The 13,672-nt window shown below is 62.9% G+C and carries 13 protein-coding genes; 3 read left to right on the forward strand and 10 right to left on the reverse strand.

The genetic code is table 11. From position 1 onward, the window contains the following. Positions 1 to 23: 23 nt before the first annotated feature. The 9 genes from C8K61_RS23680 to C8K61_RS23720 all read right to left on the reverse strand — a co-directional run bounded on the left by C8K61_RS23680 (position 24) and on the right by C8K61_RS23720 (position 9,151). Positions 24 to 1,184, reverse strand: coding sequence for a D-alanyl-D-alanine carboxypeptidase family protein (locus C8K61_RS23680; RefSeq protein WP_108098826.1), 1,161 nt, complete (start codon positions 1,182 to 1,184; stop codon positions 24 to 26). A gap of 71 nt (positions 1,185 to 1,255) precedes the next feature. Continuing rightward, positions 1,256 to 2,263 (reverse strand): septal ring lytic transglycosylase RlpA family protein, encoded by a 1,008-nt coding sequence (locus tag C8K61_RS23685; protein WP_108098828.1) that lies wholly within the window; start codon positions 2,261 to 2,263, stop codon positions 1,256 to 1,258. Continuing rightward, the gene (gene mltB / locus C8K61_RS23690) at positions 2,264 to 3,274 is read right to left on the reverse strand and encodes a lytic murein transglycosylase B (protein ID WP_108098830.1); all 1,011 of its coding nucleotides are present in this window, start codon (positions 3,272 to 3,274) and stop codon (positions 2,264 to 2,266) included. Positions 3,275 to 3,291: 17 nt separating this feature from the next. Further along, positions 3,292 to 4,395, reverse strand: a complete 1,104-nt coding sequence (rodA, locus tag C8K61_RS23695; protein ID WP_178086506.1) for a rod shape-determining protein RodA — start codon at positions 4,393 to 4,395, stop codon at positions 3,292 to 3,294. A 34-nt stretch (positions 4,396 to 4,429) separates the two neighbouring features. Further along, the gene (gene mrdA, locus C8K61_RS23700) at positions 4,430 to 6,322 is read right to left on the reverse strand and encodes a penicillin-binding protein 2 (RefSeq protein WP_108098834.1); all 1,893 of its coding nucleotides are present in this window, start codon (positions 6,320 to 6,322) and stop codon (positions 4,430 to 4,432) included. 9 nt (positions 6,323 to 6,331) lie between these two features. Next, positions 6,332 to 6,799: a 23S rRNA (pseudouridine(1915)-N(3))-methyltransferase RlmH gene (rlmH, locus tag C8K61_RS23705; protein ID WP_108098836.1), complete on the reverse strand. Its 468-nt coding sequence runs from the start codon at positions 6,797 to 6,799 to the stop codon at positions 6,332 to 6,334. A 9-nt stretch (positions 6,800 to 6,808) separates the two neighbouring features. Next, positions 6,809 to 7,189, reverse strand: coding sequence for a ribosome silencing factor (rsfS, locus tag C8K61_RS23710; RefSeq protein WP_108098924.1), 381 nt, complete (start codon positions 7,187 to 7,189; stop codon positions 6,809 to 6,811). A gap of 34 nt (positions 7,190 to 7,223) precedes the next feature. Continuing rightward, on the reverse strand, positions 7,224 to 7,868 hold the full coding sequence (nadD, locus tag C8K61_RS23715) for a nicotinate-nucleotide adenylyltransferase (RefSeq protein WP_178086502.1): 645 nt from the start codon (positions 7,866 to 7,868) through the stop codon (positions 7,224 to 7,226). A gap of 17 nt (positions 7,869 to 7,885) precedes the next feature. Continuing rightward, entirely contained in the window at positions 7,886 to 9,151 is a 1,266-nt protein-coding gene (locus C8K61_RS23720; RefSeq protein ID WP_108098838.1) for a glutamate-5-semialdehyde dehydrogenase, read from the reverse strand. 301 nt (positions 9,152 to 9,452) lie between these two features. On the opposite strand from C8K61_RS23720, the gene C8K61_RS23725 reads away from it, so the two are divergent. Further along, the gene (locus tag C8K61_RS23725; protein ID WP_108098840.1) at positions 9,453 to 10,703 is read left to right on the forward strand and encodes an alpha/beta fold hydrolase; all 1,251 of its coding nucleotides are present in this window, start codon (positions 9,453 to 9,455) and stop codon (positions 10,701 to 10,703) included. Positions 10,704 to 10,716: 13 nt separating this feature from the next. Here the strand turns inward: C8K61_RS23725 and C8K61_RS23730 are convergent, their stop codons facing one another. Beyond that, on the reverse strand, positions 10,717 to 11,556 hold the full coding sequence (locus tag C8K61_RS23730; protein WP_108098842.1) for a class I SAM-dependent methyltransferase: 840 nt from the start codon (positions 11,554 to 11,556) through the stop codon (positions 10,717 to 10,719). A 63-nt stretch (positions 11,557 to 11,619) separates the two neighbouring features. Here C8K61_RS23730 and C8K61_RS23735 point away from each other — a divergent pair, with 63 nt between their 5' ends. Continuing rightward, positions 11,620 to 12,354: a DNA-3-methyladenine glycosylase gene (locus tag C8K61_RS23735; protein WP_108098845.1), complete on the forward strand. Its 735-nt coding sequence runs from the start codon at positions 11,620 to 11,622 to the stop codon at positions 12,352 to 12,354. Continuing rightward, on the forward strand, positions 12,351 to 13,667 hold the full coding sequence (locus tag C8K61_RS23740) for a bifunctional DedA family/phosphatase PAP2 family protein (RefSeq protein WP_108098846.1): 1,317 nt from the start codon (positions 12,351 to 12,353) through the stop codon (positions 13,665 to 13,667). Before C8K61_RS23735 ends, C8K61_RS23740 begins: the two co-directional genes overlap by 4 nt. Positions 13,668 to 13,672 lie beyond the last annotated feature (5 nt).

The raw sequence follows: 13,672 nt of genomic DNA on the forward strand, positions 1-13,672 counted from the left end.
TCAATTTTCGATATACGCGGCTGTCAGTTGAACAGGCCGAAGAAGAATAGACGGATGCTATCCCACACGCGGCGGAAGAAGCCACCCTCGTCAACAGTCTCGAGGGCGATCAGGTCGGCGCTGTGCACCACCTTGTCTTCCAGTTTCACTTCAACTTTACCAATCACGTCGCCCTGCTTGATCGGTGCGACCAGCTGCGGGTTCATGGTCATGCTGGCGTTGAGCTTTTTCAACTGGCCGCGTGGCAGGGTCATGGTCAGGTCTTCGGCCAGACCGGCTTTAACCTGGCGGCTCGCGCCTTTCCACACGGTGCCTTGGGCCAGCTCAGTGCCCTTCTGGTAGAAGGTCTGGGTTTCGAAGAAGCGGAAACCGTAGGTCAGCAGCTTCTGGGTCTCGGCGGCGCGGGCTTGTTCGCTGTTGGTGCCGAACACTACGGCGATCAGGCGCATGCCGTCGCGCACCGCGGAAGCCACCAGGCAGTAGCCGGCTTCGTCGGTGTGGCCGGTTTTCAGGCCGTCGACGGTCTTGTCACGCCACAGCAGCAGGTTGCGGTTGGGCTGTTTGATGTTGTTCCAGAAGAACTCTTTCTGCGAGTAGATGGCGTAGTGCGCCGGGTCTTCGTAGATGATCGCCCGGGCCAGACGCGCCATGTCGTGGGCGGTGGAGTAGTGCTCCGGGTTAGGCAGGCCGGTGGCGTTCATGAAGTGGCTGCCACTCATGCCGAGTTTTTCGGCGGTGGTGTTCATCATGTCGGCGAAGGCGTCTTCGCTGCCGGCGATGTGTTCGGCGGTGGCGACGCTGGCGTCGTTGCCGGACTGAATGATGATGCCGTGCAGCAGGTCACCCAGGGCCACTTCGGTGCCGACCTTGATGAACATACGCGAACCGCCGGTGCGCCAGGCGTGCTCGCTGACCATCACCTTGTCGGTCTCGCTGATCTGCCCACGACGGATTTCCAGGGTGGCGATGTACGCGGTCATCAGCTTGGTCAGGCTGGCCGGCGGCAGGCGCTGGTCACCGTTGTTTTCCACCAGCACGTTGCCGCTGGCGGCATCCATCAGCACATAGGCTTTGGCAGCCAGCTCCGGCGCAGCCGGAACGGCGGTTTCGGCAGCCCAGGTAGCCGGGGCAGTGATCAGGAGGGCGAACAGACTCAGACGACGGGTAAAGGCGGTGATATTCATCAGTCTCTCAAGTTACTAATGGCAAACAGGCTCTGGCGAGCAAGTCGGTTAAAACCCGTGATTTTCGACAATCACTCGGGCTTCACTAATGTCGGTTGGCCCAGGTTGGCCAACCGCACGCTGTTCTGGATTTGGGTCGCTTCACCCTGCGTGTTTACCGGGCCCATCCGCACGCGGTGCAAGGTCTGCTGGTTGCGCACCACCGAGCTGATAAACACCGGGGCATTCACCATCGTGCTCAGCTTGTCCTTCAGGAGCTCCGCAGCGTCCGGATTGGCGAAGGCTCCGACTTGGAGATACAGGCCAGATCGCTCGAGTGAAGCGTTTTTTTTTGCGTCGATTTGCACCTGCGCGGGCACGACGTCGGCGGCGTGCTGCTCCGGCGGCGGCACGTACTGCTCGACCGGCTGGGCCATGGCTTGCGCAACGCTCGGCTTGGCCGGCTGCACGGCAGCCATTTGTGGCTGCGCCAGCACCATCGGCACCGGGCGACCTTGCTGGGCCCACCACTCGGTTGGGTCGATACCTTCAACCTTGACCCGCGCAGTACCGACTTCGGCGTAACCGAGCTTCTTCGCCGCCGCAAACGACAGGTCGATGATCCGATCGGAATAGAACGGACCGCGGTCGTTCACCCGCAGGATCACGCTCTTGCCGTTCTCAAGGTTGGTCACTCGCACGTAGCTGGGCAGCGGCAGGGTCTTGTGCGCGGCGCTCATACCGTACAGGTCGTACTTTTCGCCGTTGGCAGTGGCTTGACCGTGAAACTTGGTGCCGTACCAGGACGCCGTGCCGGTGGCCAGGTAACGCTTGGCATCCGGCATTGGGTAATAGGTTTTGCCCAATACGGTATAGGGGTTGGCCTTATAGGCGCCGTAGTGCGGCATCGGCACGGCGTCTGGCACTTTGGAGATATCCACATCCCACCAGGGCGCGCCGTCGCGGTGCGGACGGGCGAAATCGCCGGGGCCGGAGATAGTGGTGGTTTGCGTAGGCTGGGGCGCGCGGCTACTGGAGCAGCTGGCCAGCATCACGGCCAGGGCGCCAAAGGCGAAGAGCTTGAACGGCGTTGCCTGCATTTACTTGGTGCCCCGGGCCTGAACAATCAAATCGGACAGCTGATGCACGGCCATGGCGTACATCGCGCTGCGATTGTAACGAGTGATGACATAAAAATTGGGTAAGCCTAACCAATATTCAGGGCCGGCTTCACCATCCAGACGAAAGGCGGTCACAGAAACGTCATCGCGCACCGCTTCGTGGCTCGACCAGCCCATGGCGCGCAACTCGCCGACGGTCTTCACCGGGTCCAGGCCGACGGTCAGACCTTCTTCAGCCTGCTCGCCGCTGATTTGCGCGGTGCTGACCACGGCTTCACCGGTGACCCAGCCATGGCGCTTGAAGTAGCTGGCGACACTGCCGATGGCATCGTCCGGGTCGTTCCAGATATTGATGTGGCCATCGCCGTCAAAGTCCACGGCATAGGCGCGGAAGCTGCTCGGCATGAACTGCGGCATGCCCATGGCTCCGGCGTAGGAGCCCTTGAGGGTCAGCGGGTCGACCTGCTGTTCGCGGGCCAGCAGCAGGAACTGCTTGAGCTCCTTGCGGAAAAATTCGGCACGCGGCGGGTAATCGAAGCCCAGGGTCGACAAGGCGTCAATCACCCGGTAGCTGCCGGTGTTGGCGCCGTAGGAAGTCTCGACGCCGATGATGGCGACGATCACCTGGGCCGGCACACCGTATTCCTGCTCGGCACGAGCCAGAGCAGCTTCGTGCTGTTTCCAGAACTCGACGCCGTTGTTGATGCGCCGGTCGGTGATGAAGATCGGGCGGTACTCAGCCCAGGTTTTAACCTTTTCGGCGGGACGGGAAATGGCGTCGAGAATCGACTGTTTGCGCTCCACGTCGCGGAACAGGCTCACCAGTTGCTCACCGGCAAAACCATAGTCGCGGGTCATCTCGGCAACGAATTCGGCAACTTGCGGCGACCCCTCGTAGTCAGCAGCGACAGCCTGCTGGGCGAAACCGCAAATGCCAGCAAGGCTGGCCAAATGTGCCGTGCGCGTAGCCCAGCGACGCAAACCTAGCATTAAATCCCTCACCCCAATCAAACCTGAGCAATCCACTTACGGTGCGTGTGGATTGCCATTAAAAGCCCAAACCCTGACATCAGTGTCACCAGCGAAGTTCCGCCGTAGCTAATGAAAGGAAGCGGCACCCCAACCACCGGCAGCAGTCCACTGACCATGCCGATATTGACGAACACATAAACAAAGAAGGTCATTGTCAGGCTGCCGGCAAGCAGCTTACCGAACAGCGTCTGCGCTTGGACAGTAATTACCAAACCCCGCGCAATCAGTAACGCGTACACCAGCAACAACAGACAGATGCCGACCAGGCCGAACTCTTCGCCCAAAACCGCAATGATAAAGTCCGTATGGCTTTCCGGCAAAAAATCCAGGTGCGATTGCGTGCCCAACAACCAGCCTTTACCGAATACGCCACCCGAACCGATGGCGGCTTTCGACTGAATGATGTTCCAGCCGGTGCCCAGCGGATCACTCTCCGGATCAAGGAAAGTCAGCACCCGCTGCTTCTGGTAATCGTGCATAACGAAGAACCACATGGCCACCGCCACCGGCACTACAGCCGCGACTGCGCCTAGGATCCAGCGCCATTGCAGGCCGGCCATAAACAGCACGAACGCACCCGAAGCGAGGATCAGCAGCGAGGTGCCGAGGTCCGGCTGGCGGATCACCAGCACGAACGGAATACCGATCAGCGCCAGGCTGATGGCGATGTGTTTGAGCCGCGGCGGCAAATTGTGTCGAGCCATGTACCAGGCGATGGTGGCCGGCATCAGGATCTTCATGAACTCCGCCGGCTGGAAGCGGATCACCCCGGGAATGTTGATCCAGCGCGTGGCGCCCATGGCGTTGTGGCCCATCACGTCCACCACCACCAGCAGGCCAACCCCGGCCAGGTAACCGAGCGGCACCCAGCGCGCCAGAAAGCGCGGTTCGAACTGGGCGATCACGCACATGGCTACGGCGCCAAGGCCGAACGAGGTGGCCTGTTTGAGCAGCAGGTCGACGTTCTTGCCGCTGGCCGAATACAGCACAAACAGGCTGCCGGCCGCGAGCACGGTGAGCAACAGAAACAGTTGGCCGTCGATATGCAGGCGCTGGAGCAGGCTGGCGCGCCGGCGCATCACGTCTTCGTTGGAAATCGAGCGGTCGAAGTTGTTACTCACGAGCGGGTGCCTCGGCCGTTACGGGGGGGGCGTACTGGGTTTTCAGTTGGCCATTGTCGCCCAGCAGCCAGGCGTCCATCACCGCCTTGGCCACTGGCGCTGCCACGCTGGAACCGCCTTCACCGTTTTCAATCATCACCGCCACGGCAATCTTCGGCGCCTCGGCGGGAGCGAAGGCGATGAACAAGGCGTGGTCGCGGTGGCGTTCGTCGAGCTTGGAGCGGTCGTATTTCTCGCCCTGCTTGATCGCCACCACCTGCGCGGTACCGCTCTTGCCGGCGATGCGGTAGCTGGAGCTGTCACCGACCTTGTGCGCGGTGCCGCGCGGGTTGTGCATTACCTGCTGCATGCCGGCACTGACCTGCGCCCAGTCGCCGGGGTTACGCAAGACGATATCGGGCATCGGGTTAGGGTCTACCGGCGGCACGCCATCGACGGTTTTCGCCAGGTGCGGGCGAATCCACTTGCCGTGGTTGGCCACCAGCGCCGACACCTGCGCCAACTGCAACGGCGTGGTCTGCATGTAACCCTGGCCGATCCCCAGAATGAGGGTTTCACCCGGGAACCAGGCCTGGCGATAACGGGCACGTTTCCATTCGCGCGACGGCATCAGACCGGGCGACTCTTCAAACATGTCCAGCGAGACCTTCTGCCCGATACCAAAGCGGCTGAGGTAGTTGCCCAGGCGGTCGATGCCGAGCTTATGCGCCAGGTCATAAAAGTAGGTGTCGTTGGAGCGCATGATCGCCGCCTGCAAATCCACCGAGCCGTCGCCGGTGCGGTTCCAGTTGCGATATTTGTGGTCGTAGTTCGGCAGTTGATAGAAGCCTGGGTCGAACACCCGCGTGCTCGGCGTGACTACACCACTGTCGAGCCCGGCGATGGCCACCGCTGGCTTGATCGTCGAGCCAGGCGGATACAGGCCGCGCAACACACGGTTGAACAGCGGCCGATCGGGCGAATCACGCAGTTCCGAATAGGCCTTGAAGCCGATGCCGGTGACGAACAGGTTGGGGTCGAAGCTTGGCTGGCTGACCATCGCCAGCACTTCGCCGGTGTTTGGGTCCAGCGCCACGATCGAGCCACGACGCCCGCCGAGGGCCGCTTCTGCCGCCTCCTGCAGACGAATGTCCATGCTCAGCACGATGTCCGCGCCGGGCACCGGGTCGGTACGTTTCAACACCCGCAGCACGCGACCGCGGGCGTTGGTTTCAACTTCCTCGTAGCCCACCTGGCCATGCAGCTGCGGCTCGTAGAAGCGCTCAATGCCGGTTTTGCCGATGTGGTGGGTGCCGCTGTAATTGACCGGGTCGAGCACTTTCAACTCGGCTTCGTTGATTCGTCCGACATAACCCACCGAGTGGGCGAAGTGCTCGCCCTGCGGGTAATGCCGCACCAGCTGCGCCACCACTTCCACACCGGGCAGGCGGAACTGGTTCACCGCAATGCGCGCGATCTGCTCTTCACTCAGTTCGAACAGGATCGGCACCGGCTCGAACGGCCGGCGGCCCTGGCGCATGCGCCGCTCGAACAGGGTGCGATCTTCCTGGGTCAGCTCCAGCACCTCGACGATCACATCGAGCACCTGCTCCCAATCGCCGGCGCGCTCGCGGGTCATGCTCAGGCTGAAGCTCGGGCGGTTGTCAGCCACCACCACGCCATTGCGGTCGAAAATCAGCCCACGGGTGGGCGGAATCGGCTGCACGTGCACGCGGTTGTTTTCGGAGAGGGTCGAGTGGTACTCGTACTGGATCACCTGTAGGAAATACAGCCGGGCGATCAGCACCAGAATCAGCAAACAAATGGCAGCCGCCCCCACCACCACGCGATTGCGAACGAGGCGGGCGTCTTTCTCGTGGTCCTTGAGGCGGATCGGCTGCGGCATTACGAGGGCTTATTTGTGGTAAGGGTGCCCGGACAACACGGTCCAGGCGCGATAAATCTGTTCACCGAGCAGAATCCGCACCAGCGGATGCGGCAAGGTCAGCGGCGACAACGACCAACGCTGTTCACTGCGTGCCTGCACCTCGGGCGCCAGCCCTTCCGGGCCACCAACCATCAGGTTGATGTTGCGCGCATCCAGGCGCCAGCGCTCCAGCTCCACCGCCAACTGCTCGGTGCTCCACGGTTTGCCAGTGACTTCCAGCGTGACGATCTTCTCCCCCGGTTGCACCTTGGCCAGCATGGCTTCGCCCTCCTGACGGATCAGGCGCGCCACGTCGGCATTCTTGCCACGGGTGTTGAGGGGAATTTCCACCAGTTCCAGCGGCAGCTCGGCGGGCAAACGTTTGGCATATTCCTGCCAACCGTCCTCCACCCAGCGCGGCATGCGCGAACCGACAGCGATCAGTCGTATACGCAAGAAACGCCCTTACTCGCCGTCGCTGTTGAACTGTTCCGGGCTGTTCTGGTTCTGCGCACGGTTTTGCTCGGCGCCTTGCCACAGACGCTCAAGGTCATAGAACTGGCGAGCGGTCGGCAGCATCACGTGAACGACGATGTCGCCCAGGTCGAGCAATGCCCATTCACCGGTGTCCAGGCCTTCGCTGCCCAGTGGGCGCACGCCCTTTTCCTTGACCTTTTCCAGCACGTTATCCACCAGGGATTTGACGTGGCGGTTGGAAGTACCGCTGGCGATCACCATGAAATCGGTGATGCTGGTTTTGCCGCGCACATCGATGGTGGTGATGTCTTGGGCTTTGACGTCTTCGAGGGCAAAGACGGCCAGTTTGACCAGGTCTTCGCTCGGCATTACAGGCTTGCTCATAATTGACTCTTTCTCGTGTTCAGTTCTGCGCGCGGTACAGCCCGTGCGCATTGATGTAGGCCAGCACCGCGTCGGGCACCAGAAAACGCACCGACTTTCCGCTGGCCAGCAGATTCCGGATCTGGGTAGCAGACACCGCAAGCGGCGTCTGCCAGACAAAAGCAATCTGGCCGCTGGGCCCGGTCAGGGCCAGCGGGTCGCTGACACTGCGGGCCGCCAGGACATCACGCAGCGCTTGCGGCGCTTCGCTGTCGGCATCCGGGCGTTGCAATACCAGGATGTGGCAATGGTCCAGCAGTTCTTCCCAGCGATGCCAGGTTGGCAGGCCACAAAAGGCGTCCCACCCCAGCAATAAAAACAGTTGATCCTCAACCGCCAGTTCAGCGCGCAACGACTCCAGGGTGTCGATGCTATAGGACGGCCGATCACGCTTCAGTTCGCGGTCGTCCACCGTCAGCAGGGGCACCCCGGCGACGGCCTGTTCGACCATCGCCAGGCGGTCCTGCGCCGATACCTGCGGCGCGTCGCGATGGGGCGGACGCGCGTTGGGGATCAGGCGCAGCTCGTCCAGGCCCAGCTGTTCGGCCACTTCCAGGGCGCTGCGCAGGTGGCCGACGTGCACCGGATTGAAGGTGCCGCCGAGCATGCCAATGCGCTTGCCCACGGATGTCTGCTCGGTGTTCAAGTACGGATATGACCGTCGCCGAACACCACATACTTCTCACTGGTCAGCCCTTCCAGGCCGACCGGGCCACGGGCGTGGAGTTTGTCGGTGGAAATACCGATCTCCGCGCCCAGGCCATATTCGAACCCATCGGCAAAACGGGTCGAGGCGTTGATCATCACCGAGGCCGAGTCCACTTCAGTGATAAAGCGACGGCCACGGGTGAAGTTCTCGGTGACGATCGAGTCGGTGTGCTGCGAGCCGTAGGTATTGATGTGCTCAATGGCCTCATCAAGGCTGTCGACGATCTTGATCGACAGGATCGGCGCGGTGTATTCGGTGCGCCAATCTTCTTCAGTGGCTTCCAGCACATCGCTGCCGAGCAAGGCACGGGTGCGTGGGCAGCCGCGCAGCTCGACCTTCTTGTCACGGTAAATAGCAGCCAGCGGCGGCAACACACGGTCAGCGATAGCAGCGTGCACCAGCAGGGTTTCCATGGTGTTGCACGGCGCGTAGCGCTGGGTTTTGGCGTTGTCGGCAATGCGGATGGCTTTGTCGATATCAGCCGCTTCGTCGATGAACACGTGGCAGATGCCGTCCAGGTGTTTGATCACCGGCACTTTGGCATCGCGGCTGATGCGCTCGATCAGGCTCTTGCCACCGCGTGGCACGATCACGTCGACGTATTCCGGCATGGTGATCAGCGCGCCAACGGCAGCGCGGTCAGTGGTTTCCACCACTTGCACGGCGGCAGCCGGCAGACCGGCTTCAGCCAGGCCCTGCTGAATGCAGGCGGCGATGGCGCGGTTGGAGTTAATCGCTTCCGAGCCGCCCCGCAGGATGGTGGCGTTGCCGGATTTGAGGCACAGGCTGGCGGCGTCGATGGTCACGTTCGGGCGCGACTCGTAAATGATGCCGATCACGCCCAGGGGCACGCGCATTTTGCCGACCTGAATGCCGGAGGGCAGGTAACGCATGTCGCGGATTTCGCCGATCGGGTCTGGCAGGGTGGCCACCTGACGCAAGCCCTCGATCATCTCGTCGATGCGCGCGGGGGTCAGGGCCAGACGGTCCAGCAGGGCAGGTTCCAGGCCATTGGCGCGGCCATTGGCGAGGTCTTGTTCGTTCGCGGCACTGAGCTCGGCGCGCGCGGCATCGAGGGCAGCGGCGGCGGCATGCAGGGCACGGTTCTTCTGCGCGGTACTGGCGCGGGCCACCACACGGGAGGCTTCGCGGGCAGTGCGACCCAGGCGGGTCATGTAGTCGAGCACGGACTCAGTCATGGTCTCGTTGGTCTGGCAGTGGGGAAAGCGGCTGATTATAGCGGCGCGGCGGGCCCACGCCCAGCGGCGTCTGGCGGGTGGTAAACAGGGCGTTACAACTCAAGCCCCGGTAACACTCACAAGCGCAGCCGCAGGGGCTTGTCGGGAGACGGTGACACTTACCCACAGAGGCACCGCGTTGCCCGCCCGAAGGTTAGGTAAACAAAAGCACGCCGGATGTCTACCTTGCAGGCATCGCCAACCGCCCACCCCAAGGACGGGCGCCAACTACAAGAACAACAGCGTGAAGGGAGAAGCGGCCATGCGCTATCGCACTGACTACAGTCCGGCCTTGCTCAACGAACCCAGCCAGCAGCTACAACTGGGCAACTGGCACCTGCACTACCAGGCTTACGCCACCCGCGCCGACGACCCGCGCCACCCGGTTCTGTTGCTGGGCGGCGCATTCCAGTGCTTCCGCTCGTTCGCCAGCGAAGTCGAAGAACTACTGGCCGATCACCCGGTGATCCTCCTCGACCTGCCGTGCCAGGGCGGCAACCTGCAACTGGCGCCCGAGCTGGGTCTGGAGGCGCTGGCCGACCTGATTGCCGATTTCGTCGTCGAGCAGAACCTGCCACCCCTGATGCCCATCGGCCTGTCTTACGGCTCGGCGCTGGCCGGCCTGTTCGCCGCCCGCCACCCGCAACACTGCTCACGCCTGCTGCTGGCCGGGATCACCGCGTTTGGCCGCCGAGGTGCACGGGTGCTACTGGAAGAAAGTCTGGCCTTGCTCGCCGAAGGCCGCTGCGCCGAGTTCGCCCATGGCGCCGTCACCGGCCTGCTCAACCCGACCCGCAGCCAGGAAACCGGGGTCGCCCCGGTATTTCGCAAAGCCCTGTTACGCCAATTGCAGCGGCTGTCGGCCACCGAAATCGAGCGTTACCGGCAGAACAGCCAGCGCCTGCTGGACTTCAGCGGCTTTACCCAACACCCCATCTGCCCGACTCTGGTGCTGGCCGGCGAGTACGACCACTTCACCCAACCGTGGGAACACACGTTGTTCGCCAGCTCATGCGCGGCGGCCGAATGCGCCCTTATCCACAATGCCGACCACCTGGCGAACTTCGAACAGCGCAACGCCTGCGCCAGCCTGTACACCCCGTTTCTGCGCGCCGAGCCCCTGCCGCTGATCAGCCCCGGCAGCACGCACCTGCCGCGTAGCCAATGGCTGCAACTGGAGAAACGCCATGAGCCGAGAAATGCGCCGCGGCACAGTCGCGCGCGACTGCACCATGCTGAAGTCGGCGAATTGATAGTGGACGTCAGCGAGCTGGGCTTTTTTGGTGGGTTGCTGCACGGCGACTTGCCGAGCCATGTGCCGCAGCGCGGCTGGCAGTTGCAGATGGTGGATTTGCCGACGCTGGCGATTTTGCCGTTGCGCAGCAGCAGCTCGGAATTGGCGTGGGTGTTTCCGCATACGGATGCGGCGGGGAGTGCCGCGTTGGCGGAGCGGGCCGTAGGAGCGACCTTGGTCGCTAACCCTGCCAACGAAAAAGCCTCGCTAGCAAGCTAGCCTCTACAGGAAATTACACCGACGCCTCAATTACCCGCACCAACGTCGCCTGGGTAATCGGCGGCAACCCCTGGCTATGCAGCGCCGGGTCGAGCACCTCGGTCTGGCGAAACCCGCAACGGCCAAATGCTTCAATAATCTCGGTGGCATTGCAGTAATGCAGCGGGTAATTGCCCCGCGTCAGCCGCCCCACGATCCCCACGCCCCAGCGCAATTGCCGATAACGCGGGTGCTCTTTCAGGTCCGGGTACAGATCGGTCAGGTAGGTCGCCTGCGGAAACGCTTGCAACTGCGTTGCCAACGAACGCCAGAACCCCTCGATCACCGGCCGTTCGAAGTAATTCACCAGCCCTTCGGTAATCACCAGCACCGGCTCATTACGGTCCAGCCCGGCGAACAGTGACTCCAGGCTTTGCTCGGCGAGGATATCCACCGAGCGCACCTGATGCCGACCATTCAGCCAACCCTCGCTGTGCAACAACAAGCGTTTGCGCACCGCCATGCCCGGCAGGTCGGCTTCCAGATAACGCAACTCGGGGTAACGCTGGCAAAAGCGCCGGCCTCGGGGCGACAGACCGCAGGCAATTTCCACCACCTGGCGCACGCCGCGTTCCTCGATGGCGGCGGTCAGCCGCGCATCCAGCAGCAGATGACGTTGCAGCAGCAGGTGCTCGATATCCAGGCCAAAGCCCACCCGCGCGCCCCAGGCAATCGGCGATAGCAGGCCATGCACCCAGCGCCCGAAGGGGGTCGCAAAGGCGGCGTCGCTGAGTTGGTGGCGGTACCAGACATACCCGGTGTAGTGGGCGCTGGGGCTGATATGGGCGCTGTCGGCACGGCTGCGGTCGGACATGGCCAAGGCTCTTATTGTTATGATCGCCCGAGCCTAAGCCCTGCCCTGTTGTGATAACAGCCCATGCCGAGTGAACCCACCCTTAGTTTGTCTGCCTGGCCCACTGGCCGCGCCCTGCCCGCCCCTTTCTTCGACCGTGACGCCCAGGTGCTCGCCCAGGCGCTGCTAGGAAAAGTCATCCGCCATTACGTCGATGGCCTGTGGCTGGCGGCGCGGATCATCGAAACGGAGGCGTACTACTTCGCCGAAAAAGGCAGCCACGCCTCCCTCGGCTACACGGAAAAACGCCGCGCGTTGTTTCTCGATGGCGGCCACATCTATATGTACTACGCCCGTGGCGGCGACTCGCTGAACTTCAGCGCCCAGGGGCCGGGCAATGCAGTGCTGATCAAGTCGGCCTTCCCCTACACCGATGCCCACAGCGGCGCGGACAGCCTGGAGCAGATGTTTCGCAACAATCCCCTCGGCAAAAAAACCGACAACCTCGGCCCACCGCGCCTGCTGGAAAAACTCTGTAACGGTCAGACCCTGCTGTGCCGCGCCCTCGGCCTTAAAGTGCCGGCCTGGGACGGCAAACGTTTCGACCCCGAACGGCTGTTTGTCGAAGACGTCGGCTACGCCCCCGAGCAGATTATTCAGACCACCCGCCTGGGCATTCCCCCCGGCCGGGATGAACATTTGCTCTACCGCTTTGTCGATGCTGCTTACGCCCGCCATTGCACCCGCAACCCGTTACGGCGCGGGCAACTGGAAAATCAGGACTTCTACATGATTGCGCAACAGGACCCTGCCCCATGACCGAATGGCTCAACCAACTCACCGGCTGGCTCAGTGCCAACCCCCAGTGGCTGGGCATCGCCATTTTTGTCGTGGCCTGCGTCGAGTGCCTGGCGATTGCCGGCATCATCGTGCCCGGCACCGTGCTGCTGTTCGCCATTGCCGTGCTGGCCGGCAGTGGCGCCCTGACCCTGGGTGAAACCTTGCTGCTGGGCTACACCGGCGGATTGCTCGGCGACGCCATCTCCTACGCCCTCGGCCGCCGCTTCCACCAGAACATCCGCCGCTTGCCCGGCCTGCGCAGCCACCCGGAATGGCTGGCCAGTGCCGAGGGTTATTTCCAGCGTTACGGCGTGGTCAGTCTGCTGGTGGGCCGCTACATCGGCCCGCTGCGGCCCATGTTGCCGATGGTGGCGGGCATGCTCGATATGCCGCTGCCGCGGTTCATTATCGTCAGCCTGATTGCCGCCGCCGGCTGGTCGGTTGCTTACCTGATGCCCGGCTGGGCCACCGGCGCCGCCATGCGTTTGCCATTACCGGAAGGCTTCTGGGGCCAGGCCGCCGTGGTCGCTGGCGGCGTCGCAGTGCTGGTCGGCATCAGCCTGCAAGCCAGCCTGCGCCAACAACGCTGGGCGACGGCGGTCATGGCCGGGCTGGGGTTCGTGCTGCTGCTGGCCATGCTGATCGGCTACCCGCACCTGGCGCAGTTGGACGAAGGCCTGATGGCGCTGGTGCAGGAACAACGCCAACCGGCGATGGACAGCATGGTCACCGTAGTCACCCGCCTGGGCGACTTCCGCACCCAGGTCACCGTCGGCGTGATGCTCTGCCTGATGCTGCTGGTGGCGCGCCAATACCGCGCCTTCCTGTTTGCCACCGGCACCCTGCTCGGCTGCGCCATCGCCAATCATTTTCTCAAACTGCTGTTCGGCCGCGCCCGCCCGGAAATCCTTCTGGAACCACTGCACAGCTTCAGCATGCCCAGCGGGCATAGCTCGGCGGCGTTCGCGTTCTTCCTGACCCTGGCGGTGCTGGCCGGACGCGGCCAACCGGTGCGCATGCGCCTGACCTGGCTGCTGCTGGCAGTGATTCCGGCGTTGTCGATTGCCTTGTCGCGGGTGTATCTGGGCGTGCATTGGCCGACCGACATTATCGCCGGTGCCCTGCTGGCGGCCACCGCCTGCGCGTTCAGCCTGACCCTGTCGCAATGGCGCGCGCCGCTGCCGGCGATGTCACCGCGGGTGTGGTGGTTGATCGTGCCGGCGTGTGTGGCGGTGTTGGGGTTTTATGCGAGTTGGGCGCTGCCACAGGCGTTGCAGCAGTATCGGTATTAACGCTT

This window comes from Pseudomonas sp. GV071 (assembly GCF_003050835.1).
In the GTDB taxonomy this organism is placed as follows: Bacteria; Pseudomonadota; Gammaproteobacteria; order Pseudomonadales; family Pseudomonadaceae; genus Aquipseudomonas.

Coding starts and splice junctions, on each gene's coding strand:
- C8K61_RS23680 (WP_108098826.1), bottom strand. CDS start 1,184: ATGAATATCACCGCCTTTACCCGTCGTCTGAGTCTGTTCGCCCTCCTG.
- C8K61_RS23685 (WP_108098828.1), bottom strand. CDS start 2,263: ATGCAGGCAACGCCGTTCAAGCTCTTCGCCTTTGGCGCCCTGGCCGTG.
- mltB (WP_108098830.1), bottom strand. CDS start 3,274: ATGCTAGGTTTGCGTCGCTGGGCTACGCGCACGGCACATTTGGCCAGC.
- rodA (WP_178086506.1), bottom strand. CDS start 4,395: ATGCGCCGGCGCGCCAGCCTGCTCCAGCGCCTGCATATCGACGGCCAA.
- mrdA (WP_108098834.1), bottom strand. CDS start 6,322: ATGCCGCAGCCGATCCGCCTCAAGGACCACGAGAAAGACGCCCGCCTC.
- rsfS (WP_108098924.1), bottom strand. CDS start 7,189: ATGCCGAGCGAAGACCTGGTCAAACTGGCCGTCTTTGCCCTCGAAGAC.
- C8K61_RS23720 (WP_108098838.1), bottom strand. CDS start 9,151: ATGACTGAGTCCGTGCTCGACTACATGACCCGCCTGGGTCGCACTGCC.
- C8K61_RS23725 (WP_108098840.1), top strand. CDS start 9,453: ATGCGCTATCGCACTGACTACAGTCCGGCCTTGCTCAACGAACCCAGC.
- C8K61_RS23730 (WP_108098842.1), bottom strand. CDS start 11,556: ATGTCCGACCGCAGCCGTGCCGACAGCGCCCATATCAGCCCCAGCGCC.
- C8K61_RS23735 (WP_108098845.1), top strand. CDS start 11,620: ATGCCGAGTGAACCCACCCTTAGTTTGTCTGCCTGGCCCACTGGCCGC.
- C8K61_RS23740 (WP_108098846.1), top strand. CDS start 12,351: ATGACCGAATGGCTCAACCAACTCACCGGCTGGCTCAGTGCCAACCCC.